The 21767-nt window shown below is 62.0% G+C and carries 19 protein-coding genes; 11 read left to right on the top strand and 8 right to left on the bottom strand.

From position 1 onward, the window contains the following. The 5 genes from E3T51_RS12805 to E3T51_RS12785 all read left to right on the top strand — a co-directional run bounded on the left by E3T51_RS12805 (position 1) and on the right by E3T51_RS12785 (position 5624). Positions 1-678, top strand: a complete 678-nt coding sequence (locus E3T51_RS12805) for an ABC transporter ATP-binding protein (protein ID WP_104192518.1) — start codon at positions 1-3, stop codon at positions 676-678. Next, complete coding sequence (locus E3T51_RS12800) at positions 675-2009, top strand: ABC transporter permease (RefSeq protein WP_420898439.1); 1335 nt, start codon at positions 675-677, stop codon at positions 2007-2009. The genes E3T51_RS12805 and E3T51_RS12800 overlap by 4 nt, the downstream gene beginning before the upstream one ends. 71 nt (positions 2010-2080) lie before the next feature. Beyond that, entirely contained in the window at positions 2081-3556 is a 1476-nt protein-coding gene (locus E3T51_RS12795; RefSeq protein ID WP_104192517.1) for an MFS transporter, read from the top strand. A 142-nt stretch (positions 3557-3698) separates the two neighbouring features. Next, on the top strand, positions 3699-4196 hold the full coding sequence (locus tag E3T51_RS12790; protein WP_104192516.1) for a universal stress protein: 498 nt from the start codon (positions 3699-3701) through the stop codon (positions 4194-4196). Between the two features lie 279 nt (positions 4197-4475). Beyond that, the gene (locus E3T51_RS12785; protein WP_134530166.1) at positions 4476-5624 is read left to right on the top strand and encodes a glycerol dehydrogenase; all 1149 of its coding nucleotides are present in this window, start codon (positions 4476-4478) and stop codon (positions 5622-5624) included. Between the two features lie 103 nt (positions 5625-5727). Here the strand turns inward: E3T51_RS12785 and E3T51_RS12780 are convergent, their stop codons facing one another. Further along, positions 5728-6756, bottom strand: coding sequence for an ATP-dependent 6-phosphofructokinase (locus tag E3T51_RS12780; RefSeq protein WP_134530165.1), 1029 nt, complete (start codon positions 6754-6756; stop codon positions 5728-5730). A 285-nt stretch (positions 6757-7041) separates the two neighbouring features. Here E3T51_RS12780 and E3T51_RS12775 point away from each other — a divergent pair, with 285 nt between their 5' ends. From E3T51_RS12775 to dhaK, 5 genes are all read left to right on the top strand, one after another. Beyond that, on the top strand, positions 7042-8898 hold the full coding sequence (locus E3T51_RS12775; RefSeq protein WP_134530164.1) for a LuxR C-terminal-related transcriptional regulator: 1857 nt from the start codon (positions 7042-7044) through the stop codon (positions 8896-8898). 109 nt (positions 8899-9007) lie between these two features. After that, complete coding sequence (locus tag E3T51_RS12770) at positions 9008-9853, top strand: class II fructose-bisphosphate aldolase (protein ID WP_241989314.1); 846 nt, start codon at positions 9008-9010, stop codon at positions 9851-9853. 4 nt (positions 9854-9857) lie between these two features. After that, the gene (locus tag E3T51_RS12765; RefSeq protein ID WP_134530162.1) at positions 9858-10658 is read left to right on the top strand and encodes an HAD-IA family hydrolase; all 801 of its coding nucleotides are present in this window, start codon (positions 9858-9860) and stop codon (positions 10656-10658) included. Continuing rightward, on the top strand, positions 10655-11293 hold the full coding sequence (dhaL, locus tag E3T51_RS12760) for a dihydroxyacetone kinase subunit DhaL (RefSeq protein WP_134530161.1): 639 nt from the start codon (positions 10655-10657) through the stop codon (positions 11291-11293). The genes E3T51_RS12765 and dhaL overlap by 4 nt, the downstream gene beginning before the upstream one ends. A gap of 66 nt (positions 11294-11359) precedes the next feature. Next, positions 11360-12355: a dihydroxyacetone kinase subunit DhaK gene (gene dhaK / locus E3T51_RS12755; RefSeq protein ID WP_134530160.1), complete on the top strand. Its 996-nt coding sequence runs from the start codon at positions 11360-11362 to the stop codon at positions 12353-12355. Between the two features lie 439 nt (positions 12356-12794). On the opposite strand, the gene E3T51_RS12750 is transcribed toward dhaK, so the two are convergent. Then, positions 12795-14117 carry a class I SAM-dependent methyltransferase gene (locus E3T51_RS12750; RefSeq protein WP_134530159.1) on the bottom strand — a complete coding sequence of 441 codons (1323 nt, stop codon included), beginning with the start codon at positions 14115-14117 and terminating at the stop codon, positions 12795-12797. Next, complete coding sequence (locus E3T51_RS12745) at positions 14114-15493, bottom strand: FAD-binding oxidoreductase (protein ID WP_134530158.1); 1380 nt, start codon at positions 15491-15493, stop codon at positions 14114-14116. Before E3T51_RS12745 ends, E3T51_RS12750 begins: the two co-directional genes overlap by 4 nt. Positions 15494-15600: 107 nt before the next feature. On the opposite strand from E3T51_RS12745, the gene E3T51_RS12740 reads away from it, so the two are divergent. After that, positions 15601-16284 (top strand): YdeI/OmpD-associated family protein, encoded by a 684-nt coding sequence (locus E3T51_RS12740; RefSeq protein WP_134530157.1) that lies wholly within the window; start codon positions 15601-15603, stop codon positions 16282-16284. A gap of 11 nt (positions 16285-16295) precedes the next feature. Here the strand turns inward: E3T51_RS12740 and nrdF are convergent, their stop codons facing one another. The 5 genes from nrdF to E3T51_RS12715 form a co-directional block, all read right to left on the bottom strand. Further along, entirely contained in the window at positions 16296-17270 is a 975-nt protein-coding gene (gene nrdF / locus E3T51_RS12735; RefSeq protein ID WP_104192505.1) for a class 1b ribonucleoside-diphosphate reductase subunit beta, read from the bottom strand. Between the two features lie 71 nt (positions 17271-17341). Beyond that, on the bottom strand, positions 17342-19447 hold the full coding sequence (gene nrdE / locus E3T51_RS12730; protein WP_134530440.1) for a class 1b ribonucleoside-diphosphate reductase subunit alpha: 2106 nt from the start codon (positions 19445-19447) through the stop codon (positions 17342-17344). A 29-nt stretch (positions 19448-19476) separates the two neighbouring features. Beyond that, a complete protein-coding gene (nrdI, locus tag E3T51_RS12725) occupies positions 19477-19881 on the bottom strand; it encodes a class Ib ribonucleoside-diphosphate reductase assembly flavoprotein NrdI (protein ID WP_134530156.1) in 405 nt (134 codons plus the stop codon). Between the two features lie 63 nt (positions 19882-19944). Further along, the gene (gene nrdH, locus E3T51_RS12720) at positions 19945-20178 is read right to left on the bottom strand and encodes a glutaredoxin-like protein NrdH (RefSeq protein ID WP_104127791.1); all 234 of its coding nucleotides are present in this window, start codon (positions 20176-20178) and stop codon (positions 19945-19947) included. A 487-nt stretch (positions 20179-20665) separates the two neighbouring features. Further along, entirely contained in the window at positions 20666-21757 is a 1092-nt protein-coding gene (locus E3T51_RS12715; protein WP_134530155.1) for a substrate-binding domain-containing protein, read from the bottom strand. Positions 21758-21767: the final 10 nt, after the last annotated feature.

Raw genomic sequence — 21767 nt, 5'->3', positions numbered from 1 at the left:
ATGACAGCCCCGGTCGTCGAACTGGTCAACGTCACGCGTTCGTTTCCCGGCCCGCCCGAGGTGCAGGCGCTCAAATCGGTCAACCTGCGGGTGGAGCGCGGCGACTACCTGTCGATCGTCGGCCCGAGCGGCTCGGGCAAATCCACGATGCTCAACCTGCTCGGTCTGCTCGACCGGCCGAGTGTCGGCGAGTACCATCTCGACGGCACCTCAACGAGCATGCTCGATGAGAAGCAGCGCGCGATCGTGCGGGGCGGCACCATCGGCTTCGTCTTTCAGGCCTTCCACCTGCTGCCGCACCGCACCGTGCTCGACAACGTGCTGCTCGCCACCCTGTACAGCGGTGTGCCGCGCGCCGAACGCGAGGACCGCGCCCGCGCCGCCCTCGACCGGGTGGGCCTCAACCATCGGCTGGATTTTCTGCCCGGCACCCTCTCCGGCGGCGAACGCCAGCGCGTGGCCGTGGCACGCGCTGTCGTTGCTTCGCCCGAACTGCTGCTCGCCGACGAACCAACCGGCAACCTCGACGAGACCACCGGCGGCGAGGTCATGGACCTGTTCGAAGAGCTGCACGCCGACGGCCTCACGCTTATCGTCATCACGCACGACCACGCCGTGAGCGATCGGGCCGAACGCCGCGTGCGCATCACCGACGGCCGCCTGAGCGAGCTGTCATGAAGGCCTTCTTCAAGCGGATGCTGCGCCGCCGTTCCCGCGTCGCCGCGGTCCCTGATACCGAGCTGACGGCATCCGCTGAACTGACGCCCAGCATCGTTCCGGTCATTCGTCGCGCCGACCGGTTCTCGGTGCAGGACCTGATGGTCGAGGCGAGTTACGGCGTGGGCGCCCGCCCAAGCCGACTCGTGATGACGACCCTCGGTACCGTGCTCGGCATCGCCTCGCTCGTGGTCACCATTGGATTCGCGCAGACCGCCGCCGGGCAGATTTCCAACCAGTTCGACGCCGTCTCGGCCACCCAGGTCATGATCGAGCCGGCCTCAACGCGCAATTCGAGCGGCAACGAACAGGCGGCCGGGCGGCTGCCATGGGATGCCCCGGAGCGGGTGAATCGCCTTGCCGGGGTGGAACGCGCGGGTCTCGTGGCCGAGGTCGACGTCGAAGACCAGCTCGTGACCTCCGTTCCCGTCAATGACCCCTCGGCCGCGCAAACCCTCAGCCCCGCCGTAATCGCCACCTCACCAGGCTTGCTCGCCGCAGTGCGCGGGCAGGTCGTCACCGGGCGGTACTTCGACGTCGGACACGACGAGCGCGCCGACCGGGTCGTCGTGCTCGGGGCCCGGGCCGCGGAAACGCTCGGCATCAACCGGGTCGACTCGCAGCCGTCGATCTTCATCGGCGAGGTGCCGTACACCGTCATCGGCATCATCGACGGCGTCGAGCGCCGCGCCAACCTGCTCGACGCCGTCATTGTGCCGCTCGGCACCGCGCGCGCCGACTTCGGACTCAGCGCCCCGACCGAACTGCACGTGCAGATCAATGTCGGCGCCGGCACGCTCGTGGCCCGGCAAGCACCGATCGCACTCGACCCGAACGCGCCCGAAAACTTCACGGTGCAGGCGCCCGCCGCCGCGTCGTCGCTCCAAGACAATATCCAGGCCGACATCAACATCGTCTTCCTCACGCTCGGTATTATCGCCCTGCTCGCCGGCGGTCTCGGCATCGCCAACGTCACCCTGCTCTCGGTACTGGAACGGGTCGGGGAGATCGGCCTGCGCCGCGCGCTCGGCGCGACCAAGCGCGATATTGCCCGCCAGTTCATCGTGGAGTCGGCCGTGATCGGCCTGCTCGGCGGCCTGATCGGTTCGGCAGTCGGGGTGTTCGCGGTCGTCGTTGTGTCGCTGCTGCAGGGCTGGACGCCCATACTCGACCCCTTCGTGGCCATCGGCGCCGCCCTGCTCGGAACCGTCGTCGGGCTCGCCGCCGGCGCCTATCCCGCGGTGCGCGCCTCCAACATCGAGCCGATCACGGCCCTGCGCGGCGGCACCTAGGAGCCAGTCAAGGCAGTCCGCGTGCCGAATACCGTGGTGGCCTGTGGCCCCGCATCTAGAATCATTGGACCATGCCGAACAGCACTCCTGCCTCCTCCGAACATGCCGACAGGCTAAAGCGGCAAGCCTTCTGGGTGTGCGTCGGAGTTGCTTCACTCACCATCCTCGACCTGTCCAAGATCAATGTTGGCTTGCCGGCCATCGAGCAGTCGCTCGGCGGCGGCACCACCGAACTCCAGCTCATCGTCGCGGGTTATGCACTCGCCTTCGGGCTGGCGCTGGTACCGTCCGGTCGGCTGGGCGACATTCATTCCCGGCGACTCATGTTCATCGTTGGCCTCAGCTCGTTCACGGCGGCGAGCATCCTGTGCGCGCTCGCGCCCACGATCGAATTTTTGATCGTGGCGCGTATCGTGCAGGGAATTGCTGCGGGAATTCAGATGCCGCAGGTCCTCGGGCTAATCCAACAGCTGTACCAGGGCGCGGCACGCGGGCGCGCCTTCGGCTTGTTTGGAGCGGTCATCGGCGTTTCGACGGCCTTCGGACCAACCCTCGGCGGCCTCCTGATCGCCGTCGGCGGCCCAGATATCGGCTGGCGTCTATCGTTCTGGATGAACGTGCCACTGGGCCTTCTGGCGCTGTACTTTGCGATGCGAGTGCTTCCTAAACGCCAAACTCATGAGCGAGAACGCACGGGGCTCGACCTCGTCGGCATCCTGTTTCTGGGCATTGCCACTCTCGGCCTCATGCTTCCGTTCGTGCTGACAACCGGCGCTCCAACGGATGACCCCCGCCGCTGGTTCTGGCTGATTGTGTTCGGTCTTTCCGGCGCCGCGTTCTTCAAGTGGGAACGGCGCTACCAGCAAATCGGTAAATCACCCGTTGTGAACTTCGCGCTTTTTCGCACGGCGTCCTATCGCAACGGGATCCTGATTTCGACGGCCTATTTTGCGGCAATTCCGCCGTACTTTTTGCTGGTCACCCTTTTTCTGCAGCAGGGCCTCGGGCTTGAGCCCGTCTTCGCCGGAATGGTGAGCATCTCGTTTGCCCTCGCCTCCGCGGTCATGTCGTGGATCGGCGGTCGTCTGGTCTTTCGTTGGGGCCGCCAGCTCGTTGCCCTCGGCCTGGTCACCGTCATGATCGGTTTTGTGCTCGTTCTACTAGCGGGATTGTTCGCCTCGGTGGACCTCGCACCGTGGCTGATCGCCGCAGCCATGACAATGACCGGTGCCGGCGGTGGTCTCGTCATTTCGCCAAACCAGACGCTCACCCTGAGCGAGGTTCCGGTCACTCAGGGAGGCGTCGCCGGGTCAATGGCGCAGGTAGGTCAGCGGGTGGGAACGGCGATTGGAGTCGCGGCGATAATCTCGACCTTCTACGCAACGTTGTATGCGGAGGCGAGCCAGCCTGACCGTGTGCAGGTGTTTCGTGACGGCTTTCTCAACGGAATCCTGGTCGCGCTGGTACTCCTAGCCGTAGCCCTGGTGTTCGCCCTGGTCGACCTGTTCGGACGCCAAACAGAAACGTCCGCCCTGCCGAACACCTGAACGTGACATTTTCTTCGTCGATGAATGAGAGTCTCCGCATTGGCAAACGGCGTCTGGGGGCGGAATCTGCCATGCTGGCCGTGAGCCGAGACGACCGTCGATCCTGTCGGTCTGCCGGGCGCCGAAATCAAAGGAGTACAGCATGAGCGCGTACGTGATTGTTGGGGTGGTGCCCGGCCAGCCGGATACCGTCGTGGAGCGGGCGGCCGTGTTCGCGGCACGTTTCGATGCGGAACTGGTGTGCGCCTCCGTGGACGCCAGCCAGTACCGGGTTTACAACCTGGGCGACGGCACGATGACGAGTCTGCCGTTCAGCGCGGACTCGCCCGAAATTGCGGAGGACAAATTCGACCCGGATCTCGCATCGCGCCTGGCCGCGCTCCTCGACGGAGGCGCTCTCCCCTGGAGCACCCGGGCATTGGCAGGCAATCCGGCCCAGGCCCTCGGCGACTTGGCCGATACTCTCAATGCCGCGATGATCGTAGTCGGAACCCGGGAGGCGACGTTGCGGGCCAGCCTGCAGGAGTTCATCAACGGTTCGGTGGCGGCGCAACTGGCGCACCGTCAGCATCGTCCGGTGGTGGTGATTCCGCTCGCCCCGGTTCCGGCCGATCAGGCCCTGCCCTGGGACCCGGCCTGATCGCGCGCTGCAGGATCCAGCGGCGGTAGGCCGACGCCATCCGACTCGAGCCCGCACGCGTAGCCCGGACAACTGCGCAGACCTCGCCCCCTCGGCGCCCTGCAGGTGAATCGCGTTTGCCTCCGTCAGAAGTTCGCGCCCAGCTATGGGGAGATGACGGGGGAAACTCCCCACGTACAACGAGGAATTCCCCATTGTTCCGTGTGTGGTGCCGGCCGTAGCGTCGGCTACAGGTCGCCACTCGCTACCTGGAGTATTAAATCAAAGGAGATTGTTGTTATGGCGCAAAGCACCGTGCAAACATTTATCAGCCCGGGTCGGTATGTCCAGGGGAAGGGCGCAATATCGAGGTTGGGTGAGGAACTTGCCCAAATCGGAAAGCGTCCACTCATGATTTGCGACGACATGGTCTGGAACATCGTTCGGGATGACATCACGACCAGCCTGAAAGCCGCCAACCTGCCCGTTATCCGCGAGAAATTTAACGGTATCCCGCACCCGAAGGAAATCGGGCGCTTCGTTGAGCTCCTCAAAAAGCACAATGCGGACATTGCCGTTTCTGTCGGTGGAGGAAGCACGCACGATACGGCCAAGGCCGCCGGCCATGACGCTGGTATCCGTTGGGTGACCGTACCGACCACAGCATCGGTCGACGCGCCAACCTCGACGCTGGGTGTCATCTACACCGAGGACCACGCATTCCTTGAGTATCTTTATTTTCCTCGCAACCCTGATCTGGTGCTGGTGGACACGCAGATTGTCGCGAACGCCCCGGCCGAGTTCCTTATCGCCGGCGTCGGTGACGCGCTCGCTACCTGGCTTGAGGCGAAGGCTGTCGCAGGGTCTTTCTCCGACACGATCGCGGGAGATCTTCCCACCCTCACCGGCACGGCGCTCGCCCGTCTATCGTGGGATGTCTTGTGGGAAAACGCCATTCCGGCTATCGCCGCCGTGCGCGATCACGTCGTCACACCGGCTCTTGAGAAGGTCATCGAGGCGAACACGTTGCTCTCCGGTCTTGGGTTCGAGTCCGGCGGTCTGGCGGCAGCGCACGCGATCCACAACGGTCTCACTGCCGTGCCGCAGACCAGGGGTGTCCAGCACGGCTACAAGGTGAATGTTGGATCGGTGACGCAGCTCGTCCTTGAGGGAGCACCGTTCGCCGACATTCGAGCGTTTGTGGAGTTCACAACCCGCGTCGGACTGCCGACCACCCTGACTGAGGTTGGTATCGACGTTGACGACGCGGAAACACTGCGCATCGTCGCCGAGGCGGCCACGGCAGAAGGCGAGACGATTCACAACATGTCGTTCGAGGTCACGGCGGAGAGCGTCATGTACGCGCTCATCTCGGTCGAGCGCCTGTCTCGTCAAATCCGTGCTGAGGCAGGCTTGCCTGAACCAGTCAAGTACGAGGCCCACCACTAGGCTCACGACATAACGCGGTATACCAGCGCAGGGGTATCCACCGGCCACCAGTCGGCGGATTCCCCCTGTTGGAGTTTCGTATTTACCATTGCCCTGCCGTGGGCTACCCGAACAGAATCGCGGCTTCGTCATAGCGTTGCTGCGGCACTGTTTTGAGCGAGTCGAGCGCCTCCGCGAGGTTGACGCGAACGATGTCCGTCGCGCGCACCGCCACCATGCTGCCCCAATCGCGGTCATGAACGGCCCCAACCGCAGCGATGCCGAGACGGGTTGCAAGGACCCTATCGGAAGCACTGGGGACGCCGCCACGCTGAATGTGCCCAAGCGTTGTTGCGCGGGTTTCAATACCGGTTCGCTCTTCGATGATGGGCGCGAGGCGCTCGCCGATCCCGCCGAACCGTGGGCGGTTGAACGCGTCAAGTCCTCGCGCGTAGTGCGGCTGTGCCATCTCCTCTGAGATGAAACCTTCCGCGACGACGATGAGCGGCGCGCGGCCACGCCGAAACGGTTTTTGCACCCACTCACAGATCTCAGCAAGGTTGGACCGCTGCTCGGGAATGAGAATCGCGTGTGCACTAGTTGCCATTCCGGCGTGCAAGGCGATCCATCCGGCGTTTCGACCCATTACCTCGGCGATCATGCACCGGTGGTGTGATTCGCCGGTCGTCTTGAGCCGGTCGATCGCCTCCGTGGCGATCTCGACCGCGGTGTCAAAGCCGAACGTGTAATCGGTCGCCGAAAGATCGTTGTCGACCGTCTTGGGCACGCCGATAATCGGAATACCAGCGTCACTGAGAATTTTCGCGGCGGCGAGCGTTCCTTCACCACCGATCGCGATGAGGACGTCTACTCCGAGCGCCTTCAGGTTCGTTCGAACGTGCTCGATGCCCCCTCCCTCGCCCAGCGGATTCGTCCTGGACGTACCGAGGATCGTGCCGCCGAGCTTCGATATTCCGCGTACGCTCATCCAATCCAGATCGATTGTGTTGCGATCGAGCACGCCACGCCAGCCATCGACGAACCCAATGAAAGTGTCATCACTCCGGCGGATACCGCAAAGTACGCACGCACGGATGACAGCGTTAAGACCGGGACAGTCACCTCCGCTGGTCAGAATTCCGATGTGGGCCACTGCGCTTCACCTACCAAGTCGCGTCTCCTTTTCATGTGGTGCGATGATGCAATACCTGATCCTCCACGCTCACCATCAGGAGCCTTCACCGACACTTCCTAGGCAACCATGCGCCCCGCGAACAGACTATGAGGACTTCCCACACGTCGGCGTAGGGAAAAGACGTAGGGAAAACCAGCATCGAACATGATCTACTTGGCAGTGGCCCCGGCACGCAGGTGCAGTGATACATGTTGTCCTTGATGCCGAGTCGGGCTGTTTGCCATTCGTCAGAGAGGACGTAATATGCACACTCCCGAGAACCTCGTAATCGATTCGTCAGTCGGGTTGCGCGACCAACTGGACACCGTGACAGATCTCGCCCGGGACCTTGCGGGACGCTTCGAGGTGGCGCCGCTGCTTGAACGCATCCTCGGTCACGCGATTGCGCTCCTGGGTTGTGAGAGTGGCTCGATCTCGCTGGTGGACGAGGCCAGCAGAATGTATACCAAAAAAGTTGACCTCGGGGTCGGCTGTCACGAAGGGCAGACATTTTCGCTCGACGAGGGCGTCACTGGCGAAGTCGTCCATAGTCGTGGAACCGTCATCCTCGACGAGTACGCGTCGGTACTGCGCGCCGGTCACATTGCACCAGATGACCCGCGGTTGCACTGCGCTGTCATCGGAGTACCCATTAAATGGGATGACAGCATCGTTGGAACGTGCGTCATTTTTAGCGCCACTCCTGGGCGTGTGTTCACGACGACAGACGCCAAACTCGCCGAACTCTTCGCGCATCACGCGGCGATTGCACTCGCGAACTCAACACTGTACGCCAAGGCCGCCGACCGCACTCGCGAGGCAGCCGTGGCTGCAGAACGAGAACGGGCCGTACGGGACGTGCATGAGACAGTCGGAAGGTCGCTTGCATCGTTGCTCCTGCACCTCGACGAGGCGGACAGGGCGAACCGCAACGGCGAACCTGCCGCAGTATTCATCAGCAGCGCCCGCACGGTCGCCCATGACGCCTTGACCGAGACGCGCCGTACGGCACTCGGCCTTGGCCCGGCATCGCTGGAGGGCCGAACGCTCGACGCAGCGATCGATACAGAGCTTGCCTGGGTAGAGTCCATGTGTATGACAACGACTGAACTCGTTATCGTCGGCACACCGCGACCTCTCGCGCCAGAGATTGCACACCAGACATTCAAGATCGTCCAAGAGGCCCTCAGCAACGTTGTCTCGCATGCCAGTGCCGGAAGCGCTCGAGTCGGACTCGTCTACGACACCGAGGTGCTGTCAGTTTTAATCGATGACGACGGGCGAGGCTTTGACCTCGCCGAGGCCCACGGCGGGCACTTCTCGTCATTGTCTTCCGGGTGCCTCGGGCTCCACGGGATGATGTCGCGCGCAAGTCACCTTGATGGCGAGCTCGTCATCGATACAACTCCGGGATGGGGAACGAAGATCCGGGCGACTATCCCGTATATTTCCGGAACCGGCGAAATCGTCCCGCAGCCGCGCTGGAAGGTTCTCATTGCGAACGACCAGCCGATTATCAGCGCCGGACTCGTTCGACTGCTGCACCTGAGCGAACCTGCAATCCAGGTCACCGCGGAGTTGAGTTCAGGCCGTCAGCTGGTCGATGCCTACGAGATGCTCCGCCCGGACGTGCTCATCGTCGACCTACGGGCGCTCAACGGAGAACTATTCGGCACGCTCGCGAAGATCCGTGAATTCGACCAAAACGCCACAATCGTTGTCCTCACAGAAAACCCGACCGTTGACCAAATCCGTTCAGCAACGCAAGCAAACGTGCGCGGATTCCTCAGCCTCAAGTCCGACGCGGCAACGATCTCACGCGTGATCATTGCCGCATGTCGTGGCGAAGCGCTGCTTCAAAACGACATTCTGGACCACCTCACCGTACTCTCCTCACACGGATCCGACGATGACACTCTCACTCCACGGGAGCGTCAGGTGCGCCCACTTGTCGAGCAGGGCATGGCAGATAAGCAGATCGCCAGCATGTTGTTCATTTCGGTCAAGACGGTCGAAAAGCACGTCGGATCATTGCTCCGAAAAACCGGCGCCCACAATCGCACGATGCTCGTGCACATGAACAGGGCGCACGGTTCGGTAGCCGCGATCGCCGAGCATTAGAGGATTCCCCACCTCGAAAAGGAGGGGGAATCCTGTATGGCTTGTCACGTCCGACCTGCCCTATCGTAAAGATACCCAAAACACGGAGGTTGCTGTGAGTGTCGTGCCAATGAAAGACATCGTCGATCGCGCATTCAGTGCGCGCTACGGTGTCCCTGCCATAAATGTCTTCAACGATTTAACGTTGGAAGCAGTGCTCGCTGGGGCCGTGGAGGCCAGGTCGCCAGTGATTGTTCAGACCTCAGTGAAGACCGTTCGGAGTATCGGGTCTGGCGTGTTCGCCAGTCTCTGGCGGTCGCTGACCGAGGGAATAGAGGTTCCGGTCTCATTACACTTAGACCACTGCCCGGATCGCGCCGTGGTGACAGAGTGCCTCAAGCAGGGCTGGAACTCAGTGCTCTTTGATGCCTCTGCACTACCCGTCGAAGAGAATCAGCGGCAAACGATCGAAGTCGTGAAAGAGGCCCGGCTCTACGGCGCTCACGTCGAGGGCGAGATCGAGGCCATCACGGGTGTCGAAGACGACCACGGATCCGATCAGGAAACGGCGCGACAGTCGCTCGAAGTCTCGCTGCGTTTTATCGAGGCGACTGGTGTTGACGTCTTTGCCCCGTCGATTGGCAATGCGCACGGCACGTACAAGGCCACACCCGTCCTCGATTTCGGCCGGGTAAGTGACATTGTGAGGAGCCATCCAATCCCAATCGCCTTACATGGCGGAAGCGGTCTCACCTCAGCACAGTTCAGCGATCTGATCGCGCGAGGTTGCGCGAAGGTCAATATATCGACCTCCCTCAAGGAAACATTCATGAAGTCAAGCTTCGCCTTCCTCACTGAGGCACAGAAGCGCGACAAATGGGATCCGCCGTCGCTCTTCGCAAGCACTCGGGCCGACATCGTGCACCTCGTCGTCGATCTGGCAGATCAATTCGGCAGCGCTAATAAGGCGTGGTGAAGCGATGCCGGCTCTGATTTTCGATTGCGATGGCGTACTCGCCGACACGGAGCAGTACGGTCACCTACCCGCGTTCAACCAAACTTTTCGCGAATTCGGGCTGCCCGTGCAGTGGAGTGTCCAGGACTACGCCGACAAGGTAAGAATTAGTGGAGGCAAGGAACGGTTGATGAGCCTGGTCACACCCGAGTTTGCTGAACTGATAGAAATCCCCGACGACCCGACGGCACGCACCGCTCTCGTAGCGGCATGGCATCGCCGGAAGACCGAGATCTACACGGATCTCATTGAGGGCGGCGTCGTTCCGGCACGACCCGGTATCGATCGAATCGTGCGGGAGGCGAGTGCGGCAGGATGGACCCTCGCGGTCGCGTCCACATCGGCGGAGCCATCCGTTCGCGCAGTCCTCACACACGCCGTCGGTCCCGAGCACGCGTCACAGTTCGCGGTTTTTGCGGGCGACATCGTGGCGAAGAAGAAGCCGGAGCCCGACATCTATCTGCACGCTCTCGCTGAGCTTGGAATCTCACTAGAAGAAGCAATCGTGATAGAGGACAGCGAAAACGGCTTGCGCTCCGCGACGACGGCCGGTCTGCGAACCGTCGTGACGGTAAGCAGCTACACCTTTCGCGAGGACTTCTCCGCCGCTTCCCTCGTGGTCTCTTCACTGGGCGACCCGAATCCCGGCGAGATGACCCGGGTGATCGCGGACCCGTACAACATCGATCCAGGGCCGTTCATTACGCTGCGCGATCTCGCCCATGTGGCGGCGCTCTCTCGCCCCAAACCTCAGGAGACCCAATGAAGACGCGCAGCATCATCGACACCGAATTCGTTGTCCGATCAATCGCCGAAACCGCGATCGAAAACGAAGCCGCGTTCTGCGAACTCGACTCCATCGTGGGAGACGGCGATTTCGGATATTCGCTTGCCCGCGGTTTCGAGAAAGTACTCGAAGAATGGGACGTCTACGACCGCACCGACTCGAGCGTCTTTCTCCAGAAAATCGCGCGCACAATCACGAGCCGTCTTGGTGGGACCTCCGGTCCCCTCTGGGGTACCGCCTTCCTTCGCGCCTCCAGCGCAGTGCGCGGTCTCGATACGGTCGGTGGAGCCGATGTCGTCGCAATGCTGCGAGCGGCGATCGAGGGCATCAAGGAACGCGGCAAGTCTGATGTCGGCGACAAGACGCTGCTCGATGCGCTCGTCCCGGCGACTGACGCTGTTGAGGCAGCCGTCGCAAAGGGCTCGTCTTTCGAAAAGACAGTCGAGGAAGCCGCGAAAGCCGCACGCGAAGCAGCAGAGGCGACCAGTTCTTTACAGGCAAGACGTGGACGCGCCAGTTACACCGGTGAGCGCAGTATCGGCTCGCCCGATGCCGGTGCGATCGCCGTGGCCGTCATCCTCGAGCGGCTCTCCACACTATCGCGAGCCCGCTAACCCGTAGGCTTTTCTGCCCCACTAGAACCCAAACCCCATCCAATATCACAAAGACGTGGAGAAACCATGAAGAAGTTCATCAACGATCCGAAGAATTTCGTCCCGGACATGCTCAAGGGCCTTGCACTCGCAAATCCTGACACGTTGAGGTACGTCCCGGAGTACAACCTCATCCACCGTGCCGATGCACCCAACGCAGATAAGGTGACCATCATCCAGGGTTCCGGGTCAGGCCACGAACCCGCCCACGTCATGACTGTTGGCAGAGGAATGCTCGACGCTGCCTGCCCCGGAGATGTCTTCGCTGCGCCTCCCGTCGACTACGTGTACGAGACGACGAAACTGCTCGCCTCACCGAAGGGAGTGTTGCTGCTTGTCAACAATTACACCGGAGACCGAATGGCGTTTGAGATGGCGCAGGAAATGGCACGCGCCGACGGCATCAGGGTCGAGACGCTCTTCATTGACGACGACGTCGCGGTCAAGGACTCGCTCTACACGATCGGTCGTCGCGGTGTTGCCGGCAACTTTTTCGTGATGAAGGCAGTCGGCGCGGCCGCGGAAGCCGGTGCCGACCTTGATGAAATTATCCGGATAGGCGAGAAGGTCAACTCGGTTACGCGTACGATGGGGGTCGCGCTGACGGCCTGTACACCGCCCTCGAAAGGGTCGCCCCTTTTCGATCTCGGCCCGGACGAGATCGAGATCGGCGTCGGCATTCACGGTGAGCCTGGGCGCAGGCGCGGCAATCTCGTCTCGGCAGACGAAATCGTGGATGACATTCTCGGAGCCGTCATCACGGATTTGCCGTTCACGTCCGGCGATCGTGTTGCACTTATGGTCAACGGCCTGGGCGGCACGCCGATCAGTGAGCTCTACCTGCTGTACGGCCTGGCACACGAGAAACTAGTCAGCGCGGGCATCACCATCGGGCGTAATTACGTTGGCGAGTACTGCACGTCGCTTGACATGGCAGGCGCGTCGATCACCCTCGTCAAGCTCGACGAGGAAATCGAATCGCTGCTCGCAGCACCGGCCGAGATCGCGATCCGCGTTTTCTGACAGTAGGGACTTGCCACTCAGTGCCGGCTCGGGCGATAAAGAACGCGGTCATCGCGCCACGTTTTCGATAGCCATCTGGCGCGCATGGTTCCGGTCTGATCCCAGTCGGCGACCACCATGGCCCAATACTCATCGAGCGGGACGCCCATCGCGCCGCGCCGGCGTCGTGTCTTCAAGCTGGGGGTTCATCCCCTGAAACCAGGCCTGGACGACTCGCGGCTGGTCCCGCTCGATGAGCAGACCGGCGACATTTCGCTCTCGGGTCCCGTTTTGATATTGAGTACCCATTTCGTAAAATATGCATCTGACCAAGTGTCCTGCGGGTTCACGGACTGGTGGACGAGTGTCCTTGTACTGCGCCAAACGGTCATCACGACGGTCAGATCGATGAAACGATCAGGCGCGGCCGGCGCATCCCCGCTGCGTCACGAATCGGGGGCTACGGCGTCCACCACGGCCGCAAGGGCAGCTCGCCGACACCGGTACCCCCGTCGGGCTTGGCCATCAGCACCTGGTGCAGCTGGATCCCATTGCTCTCGAACGCGAGCCGTGAGCCCGCCATGTACAGCCCCCACACCTTCGCGGTGGGGAGGCCGACCTCGGCGACCGCCTCGTCCCAATGCGCGACGAGGTTGGTGCACCAGTCGCGCAGCGTTAGCGCATAGTGCTGACGCAGGTTCTCCTCGTGCAGCACCTCGAGCCCCGCATCCTGCGCTTCACTGATGATCCGGCCCGAGCCGGTGAGCTCCCCGTCGGGGAAGACGTAGCGATCGATGAACCCGCGGGTCGCCGCTTCGCTTCGATTCTCTGGCCGCGTGATGCAGTGGTTGAGCAGCAGACCGCCGGGGCGGAGCCTGGAACGCAGAAAACCGAAGTACGACGAATAGTTGCGCACTCCGATGTGCTCGAGCAGCCCAATGGACGACACCGCGTCAAAGCCGGTTTCTGTGATGTCGCGGTAGTCGCCGTGGCGAACCTCCGCGACATCGCTCAGGCCCTCCTCGGCGATGGCGCGCTGCGCCCACACGGTTTGCTCGCTCGACAGCGTCACTCCGATGGCCCGCACGCCGCGACGCGCGGCGTAACGCACCATGCCGCCCCAGCCGCACCCAACGTCGAGCAACCGGTCGCCCGGCTTTAACCGAAGCTTCTCGGACACGAGCCGATACTTGTTCTCCTGTGCCTCATCGAGGGAGGCCTCGTCGCCTGGGTAGCAGGCGCAGGTATACGTCATCGATGGCCCGAGCACCCACTCGTAGAACCGGTTCGAGACGTCGTAGTGGTGGCGGATCGCGTCGGCATCGCGGCCCTTGCTGTGCCGCATCCCCCCGATGGCGCGACGCCAGCGCGGTAGTGCTTCCTCCGGCGGCGGCGCGATCGGGCGCAGCTGCCCCACACCGATAGAGCGGATGATGTCCACCATCAGCCGCACCGGTGGCCGCGTGAAGACCAGGCTGTCGGCAAGCGCCTTGAGCAGTTCATAGGGATCACCGGGGTGTACCCCGTGCATCTCGAGGTCGCCGGCGATATAGGCGCGGGCCAGTCCGAGGTCGCCGCGACCCGTGGCGAGGTAGTTCGTGCCGCGCGGAGTCAACAAATTCAGGCGGAACGGCGCGCCTTGCGGTCCGGCCGAACTCCCGTCGTAGGCGGTGAACCTCAGCGTGAGTCGCCCCCCGGCCAAAATCTCCAGCACCTCGGCAAGGCTGAGCCTTCCCGCCGCCGCATCCGTTGATTTCGTTGCACGATCCTTAAACGTGGTCATCGTCGTTGCACCGCCTTCGCGTAGAGGTCGAGGAGACGTGATTCGGGGTCGTACAGTTTCTTTACGACTCGGTAGCTGTCCCCGCCGTAGAGTTCGTCGAACTCCGGCCGCGAATAATACGAGTCGGAGTACAGCGACTTGTGCCCGTCAAGTTCGCCGACTTTGCGTTCAATCAGCCGGTTCGTCACCGCGTCGCTGGATCCAACCGGTACCGTCGACCAAAAGCCGACGTTGACGTAGCTCTGCTGGGGCAGGATCGGGTAGAGCGGCCAACGGTCATCGTCTTTCAAGCGCAGCGGGCACAGCCAGATCGGCGCGATCGGTACGGTGTTCAGAAACCAGTCCAAAAACTTCGCGCACCGGTTGATCGGGATCTCCACGTCTTGTACGACTCGCTCGCGGGGCGGCCTGCCGTTCAGTTTCTCGATGCGCTCCCCGATGTGGAACCGTTGTTCGACCTTCATCAGCTTTGCATAGGTGCTGCTGCGCCGGTAGCGCCCGGGCCAGATCCTGCGAATCAGCGGATGCTGCGCGCCGAACGCCTCGGAGCACCAGAACCAGTCTGTGTCCCAGCGCCACAGGTAGTCGTGAATGGTGAGGCGGTCATCCGTCGCCCCGCGCTCATGCTGGATGGAGCGGTAGTAGATCTGCTGGCCGGTGTAGTCACTGACTGGGCCGGGCGCACTGGTCTGCCTGCCCACGCAGAGATAGCTTTCAGCGGCACTGAACACCACGCCGTCGAGGTAGTCGACGAGAACTCCGTCGAAGCGGCCGGTCGCCGTGATGCCGTCCATCGCCGCGACCAGGTCGATGAGCGAGTGGAACCGCACCTGCGTGAGCGCGACGAACGGCTTGACGGGTTCAAGTTCGATGCGCAGGCGCACCGCATACCCCAAGGTCCCATAGGAGTTGGGGAAGGCGCGGAACAGGTCGGCGTTCTGGCCGGGCGACGCGGTGATCACCTCCCCGGCGCCGGTGAGGATGTCCATCTCCAGCACCGACTCGTGCGGCAGACCGTTGCGAAAGGACGTCGACTCGATGCCGAGGCCGGTCACCGCGCCGCCGAGGGTGATGGTCTTCAGCTGCGGCACGACCAGCGGCGCCAACCCGTGGCGGAGCGTCGCAGCCACGATGTCGTCATAGGTGCACATGCCGGCCACATCCGCCGTTCGCGCCGCCACATCGACGGCGATGACGCCGGTCAAACCAGACGTGTCGAGGCCCCGCGCGCTGTTCTTAGTGCGGGTGCGGAACAGATTGGAGGTGGACTTGGCCAGGCGGATCGGTGCCGTCGCGGGAACGGCGCGATAGCTTTGCAGAAGGCGCTGCACGCCGGCGGCGTGAGCGCTCTTGGCGTCAACCACAGCAGCGGGCACGCCTTCACGTTAGTCTCGGTCGGCGCGATCGCACCAGTGCCCGTTTTCACTCCATCGCTGGCCCATTGCGTGCGCCACAATCTGGTGCGTTCTGGCAGACTCAGGCCATGACCACGACGATCGGCACCCCGGGCGGCACGCCAGAGCGGCCGGCGATCTTCTTCGCCACACCCGAGGAGTTTCGCAACTGGCTTGAGGCGAACCATGCCACCGCGGCGGAACTCTGGATGGGCCTGTACAAGAAGCACGTACCCGACGGCGGGCTTACCTGGGAGCAGGCCGTTCCCGAAGCGTTATGCTTCGGCTGGATCGATTCCGTGGCCCAGCGCATCGACGAAGATGCGCGACGCCAACGCTGGACTCCGCGTAAGTCCGCGAGCATCTGGTCGAGCGTCAACATCGCGTTGGCCGAGAAGCTCACCGCAGAGGGGCGGATGCGCGAGGCCGGCATCGCCGCGTTCGCGCGTCGACGCGCGGACAGATCGGGTGTGTACTCCCACGAGAATCCCGACCGGGATTTGCCGCCAGAGGCAGCGGCGCGGCTGGCGGCAAACCCTGCCGCATCCGCCTTCTGGGAGGCAGCCACAGCGACGTACCGCCGCCAAGTCACCCACTGGGCGCTCACCGCCAAGCACGAGGCCACCCGCGAACGACGGTTGGCCCAGCTCATCGAAGACAGCGCGGCCGGCCGGCTGGTTCCCTTCCAACGCTATGGCGAAGTGCCGAAGTGGGCCGAGCGCGCCGCCGCGGCGGCACGAGCGGCGGAATCCGCTTCATCTCCCCCGAAGTGATGCGCGCGTGCCTAGAAGTCCCAGTCGTCGTCTTCGGTAACGACGGCTTTGCCGATGACGTACGACGAACCCGATCCGCTGAAAAAGTCGTGGTTCTCGTCGCCGTTCGGTGAGAGGGCGGAGAGAATCGCCGGGTTCACGTCGCAGACGTCCTTCGGGAAGATCGCCTCGTAGCCGAGGTTCATCAGTGCCTTGTTGGCGTTGTAGTGCAGGAACATCTTGACGTCTTCGGTCAGGCCGACCTCGTCATACAGGTCCTGCGTGTACTGCACCTCGTTCTCGTACAGCTCGAACACGAGGTTGAAGGTGTAGTCCTTGATCTCGTCGCGACGCTCCTGCGTCTCCTTCTCGAGACCCTTCTGAAACTTGTAGCCGATGTAGTACCCGTGCACCGCTTCATCACGAATGATCAAACGGATGAGGTCGGCCGTGTTGGTCAGGCGGGCCCGGCTGGAGAAGTACATCGGCAGGTAGAAGCCCGAGTAGAACAGGAACGACTCGAGCAACACCGAAGCGACCTTGCGCTTCAGCGGGTCGTCGCCCTGGTAATAATCCATGACGATCGAGGCCTTGCGCTGCAGGTTCTCGTTCTCGGTCGACCAGCGGAACGCCTCGTCGATCTCCTTGGTGGAGGCGAGCGTCGAGAAGATCGACGAGTAGCTCTTGGCGTGCACCGACTCCATGAACGCGATGTTCGTGTAGACGGCCTCTTCGTGCGGTGTGATGGCATCCGGAATCAACGACACGGCGCCGACTGTGCCCTGGATCGTGTCGAGCAGGGTCAGCCCCGCGAACACTCGCATGGTGAGCTGCTGCTCGACCGGCGTGAGCTGGTTCCACGACTGGATGTCGTTGCTGAGTGGAATCTTCTCCGGCAGCCAGAAGTTGTTGGTCAGCCGGTTCCAGACCTCGACGTCTTTCTCGTCTTCGATCTTGTTCCAGTTGATCGCATCAACGTGCGACACCAGTTTGAGCTTGTCAATCATGGGTTCCTCCGGGAGCCGTACCACTACAGATGTTCAGAAATTTACAGCGAACTGACGTGAGCGCGTTTTGCTCACAGTGCGCAGGACACGCAACCTTCAATTTCCGTGCCCTCGAGCGCCATCTGGCGCAGGCGGATGTAGTAAATGGTTTTGATCCCCTTTTTCCAAGCGTAGATCTGGGCGCGGTTGATGTCACGGGTGGTCGCGGTGTCCTTGAAGAACAGGGTCAGCGAGAGGCCTTGGTCTACATGCTGGGTCGCCGCCGCATACACGTCGATGATTTTCTCGTAGCCGATTTCGTAAGCATCCTGGTAGTACTCGGTGTTGTCGTTCGTCATGAACGGCGCCGGGTAATACACGCGACCCAGCTTGCCTTCCTTGCGAATTTCAATCTTCGCCGCGATCGGGTGGATCGACGCGGTCGAGTTGTTGATGTACGAAATCGACCCGGTCGGCGGCACGGCCTGCAGGTTCTGGTTGTAGATTCCGTGCTTGACAACGGATGCCTTCAGCTCGGCCCAGTCAGCCTGCGTCGGAATCGACACCCCGGCCTGGGCGAACAGCTCGGCGCCGCGCGCGGTCGATGGCTCCCACACCTGGTCGGTGTACTTGTCAAAGAACACCCCGGACGCGTAGGTGGAGTTTTCGAAGCCCTCAAAGGAGCGGCCGCGCTCCATGGCGATGGCGTTGGAGGCGCGCAGCGCGTGGAACAACACCGTGTAGAAGTAGATGTTGGTGAAGTCAATGCTCTCTTCGCTGCCGTAATAGACGCGCTCACGAGCGAGGTAGCCGTGCAGGTTCATCTGGCCGAGGCCGATGGCGTGCGAGCGGTCGTTGCCGTCTTCGATCGACCGAACCGAGCTGATGTGGCTTTGCTCCGATACCGCGTTCAGGCCACGGATGGCGGCATCGACGGTGCGCCCGAGGTCTCCGGAATCCATGGCGAGGGCAATGTTCATCGACCCTAAGTTGCAGGAGATGTCTTTGCCGATCTCGTTGTACGAGAGGTCCTCGTTGTAGGTCGTCGGGGTGTTCACCTGCAGAATCTCCGAGCACAGGTTCGACATGTTAATGCGACCCTCGATCGGGTTTGCCGCGTTCACCGTGTCTTCAAACATGATGTACGGGTAGCCCGACTCGAACTGAATCTCCGCGAGGGTCTGGAAGAACTCGCGTGCCTTCATCTTGGACTTCTTGATGCGCGGGTTGTCGACCATCTCGTGGTACTTCTCGCTCACCGAGATGTCGGCGAAGGGCACGCCGTAGACGCGCTCCACGTCATAGGGCGAGAAGAGATACATCCAGTCGTCGTTCTTGGCCAGCTCGAAGGTGATGTCGGGAATGACGACACCGAGCGAGAGGGTCTTGATGCGAATCTTCTCGTCGGCATTTTCGCGCTTGGTGTCGAGAAAACGCATGATGTCGGGGTGGTGCGCGTGCAGGTAGACAGCGCCGGCGCCCTGGCGGGCACCGAGCTGGTTGGCGTAGCTGAAGGAGTCTTCGAGCAGCTTCATGACGGGGATGATGCCGCTGGACTGGTTCTCGATCTGCTTGATCGGTGCGCCGGCTTCACGAATGTTGCTGAGCAGCAGGGCCACGCCGCCGCCACGCTTGGAGAGCTGCAGCGAGGAGTTGATGCCGCGTGAGATCGACTCCATGTTGTCTTCGATGCGCAGCAGGAAGCACGAGACGAGCTCACCGCGCTGGGCCTTGCCGGAGTTCAAAAAAGTGGGGGTCGCCGGCTGAAAGCGGCCGGCGATGATCTCTTCAACCAAGGCAACGGCGAGCTTCTCATCACCGGATGCGAGACCCAGCGCGGTCATGACCACACGGTCTTCGAAACGCTCCAGGTACCGCTTGCCGTCGAAGGTCTTGAGCGTGTAGGAGGTGTAGTACTTGAATGCACCGAGGAACGACTGAAAACGGAACTTCTTGGAGTAGGCCAGATTGTTCAGGCTCGTGATGAACTCGAACGAGTACTGGTCGAGCACGGCCTGCTCGTAGTATTCCTTCTCGACCAGGTAGTCGAGGCGCTCACGCAGCGAGTGGAAGAACACCGTGTTCTGGTTGACGTGCTGCAGGAAGAACTCGCGGGCTGCCTCGCGGTCTTTGTCGAACTGGATTTCTCCGTTCGGGCCGTACAGGTTGAGCATCGCGTTGAGCGAGTGGTAGTCCATACCCAGCGGGGCGTCGATGGGCGTGATTTTCACGGCTGTTGTTTCCAAAATTCTTCCAATCCGTCGTGAACGATGCGCACATCATCCGGTGTTCCAAATACTTCAAAGCGATAGAGGTGGGGCACCTTACACTTGGCGGCGATGATGTCGCCGGCCAGGCAGTAGGCGGTACCGAAATTCATGTTGCCGGCGCCGATGACGCCGCGGATCAACGACCGGTTGGTCTCGTTGTTCAAAAACTTGATGACCTGCTTGGGCACAGCCCCGCCCTCGCTGCCGCCACCATAGGTGGGCACGCACAGCACGAACGGTTCCGTGGCCACGAGCGGCTCTTCGCGCGTATGGAGAGGTATGCGCGCTGCGTTCCGACCGAGCTTCTCGACGAAGCGGCGAGTGTTGCCCGAGGTGCTCGAGAAATACACGATGTCAGTCATCTGTTGCGGCGATTCTGATCGGCAAGACATCCGGGTGAGTGGGGGCGTGCTGGTTGATGCGAGCTACGCGAGGCGAGCAGCGAGTGCGTTGATCTTGTCGGGGCGAAAGCCCGACCAGTGCTCTTCGTCGGTGATCACGACGGGCGCCTGCAGGTAGCCCAAAGCCTTGACGGCCTCCAGTGCGTTTTCGTCGACCGAGAGGTCGAGCACCTCGTACTCGATGCCCTTGTTGTCGAGGGCACGGTAGGTGGCCGCGCACTGTACGCAGGAGGGCTTCGTGTAAACGGTGATTGCCATGGTTATGGCCTTTCTTCTTGGCTGGTAAACTCTAAATCTGTTCGACATACTTCGCAAGTATGTTCGATAAAACTCTTTGATCTCCGATGAGAAACCGTCAGGGATCGTCGTGCAAAGTGAGCAAGTGTACCGTCCGGCTGTAGTGCCTGACTGGACTTCCAATACTACATCTAGTGATCGCCGGACTCAAGAGCCACTACATGCAGTAATTACAATTGTGTAGTTATCCACCGACATTCCACATTTTGCCCACAGCTTGACGACGCAAAAGTCCCTGAATTCCGCGGAATCGCAACCAGTTATCCACAGGCTTCCCAGGCCACATAATTTTGCCTGTGGAATCACCGACGGCGTGTCGCGGCGTGGCCACTCGGGGGCATCCGACAGGTCGACTAAGCGATCCGCCAGGCACGCAGAAACGGGCCGGTCTCCACCGAAGTGGCGACCGGCCCGTTAGGCCGTTCGATTTAGCAGTAGGTGCTGCGCGCTACTTGGTCAGCGGGGACAGCTTCGGGTCGTTGGCGTATGCCTCGGCCGCGTTGTCCTTGGTCACGATAACCGGCGGGAGCAAGAACGCCGGAACGATCTTGTTGCCGTTGTCGTAGGTGTCATCGTTGGTCTCGGCAGTGCCGCCGGTCTGCAGGGTCTTGACCATGTCAATGGCCTGCTTCACGAGAACGCGGGTGTCCTTGTTGATGGTGGAGTACTGCTCGCCGGCCATGATCGACTTGACCGACTCCACTTCGGAGTCCTGACCGGTGACGACGGGGACCGACTTGCCGGCAGAATCCACCGACTTGATGATGGCGCGGGCCAGGGTGTCATTGGGCGAGAGCACGCCGTCGAGTTCCTGGCTGCCATAGGTGCTGGTGAGCAGCGAGTCCATGCGGCTCTGCGCGTTCTCTGGCTTCCAGTCGGCTGTCGCGGTCTGCTTGATGTCGGTCTGACCGGAGGCAACGACGAGGGTGCCATCGTCGATCTTCGGCTGGAGCACGTCCATGGCGCCGTTGAAGAACACCGGGGCGTTGGCGTCGGCGGAGTTACCGGAGAACAACTCGATGTTGTACGGGCCCTCTGGCTTCTTCGCTGCGAGTCCGTCAAGCAGGGCCTGACCCTGCAGCTGACCCACCTTGAAGTTGTCGTAGGCCACGTAGTAGTCGACGTCGTCGGTGTTCAAAATAAGGCGGTCGTAGGCGATGACGATCGCACCGGCGTCATGGGCGTCCTTGACCTGCGTGCCGAGCTGGCCGCCGTCCTGGGCTCCAATAATGATGACCTTGGCTCCGTTGGTGACCATGGCGGAGATCTGGTCCTGCTGGTCCTTCACCGTGGTGGAGCCGCCGGCGTACTGTACGTCGCCCTTGAAGCCAGCCTCCGCGAGACCGTCCTCGAACAGGCTGCCGGCAAGAACCCAGTTCTCGCTGGTCTTGGAGGGAAGGGCGACGCCGATGACGGAGTCAGCCGCGAACCCAGCGGCTGCACTGGCGCCACCGGCAGTCTCTGGTGCTCGGCTCGAGCAGCCAGAGAGCGCCATGAGCGCTACGGCAGCAACCGCGGTGACCGTGAGAATTTTTCGCATGTCAATTACT

The sequence above is a fragment of the Cryobacterium serini genome (assembly GCF_004404025.1).
Lineage (GTDB): Bacteria > Actinomycetota > Actinomycetes > Actinomycetales > Microbacteriaceae > Cryobacterium > Cryobacterium serini.
This window is presented reverse-complemented; position numbering and strand designations above follow the sequence as displayed.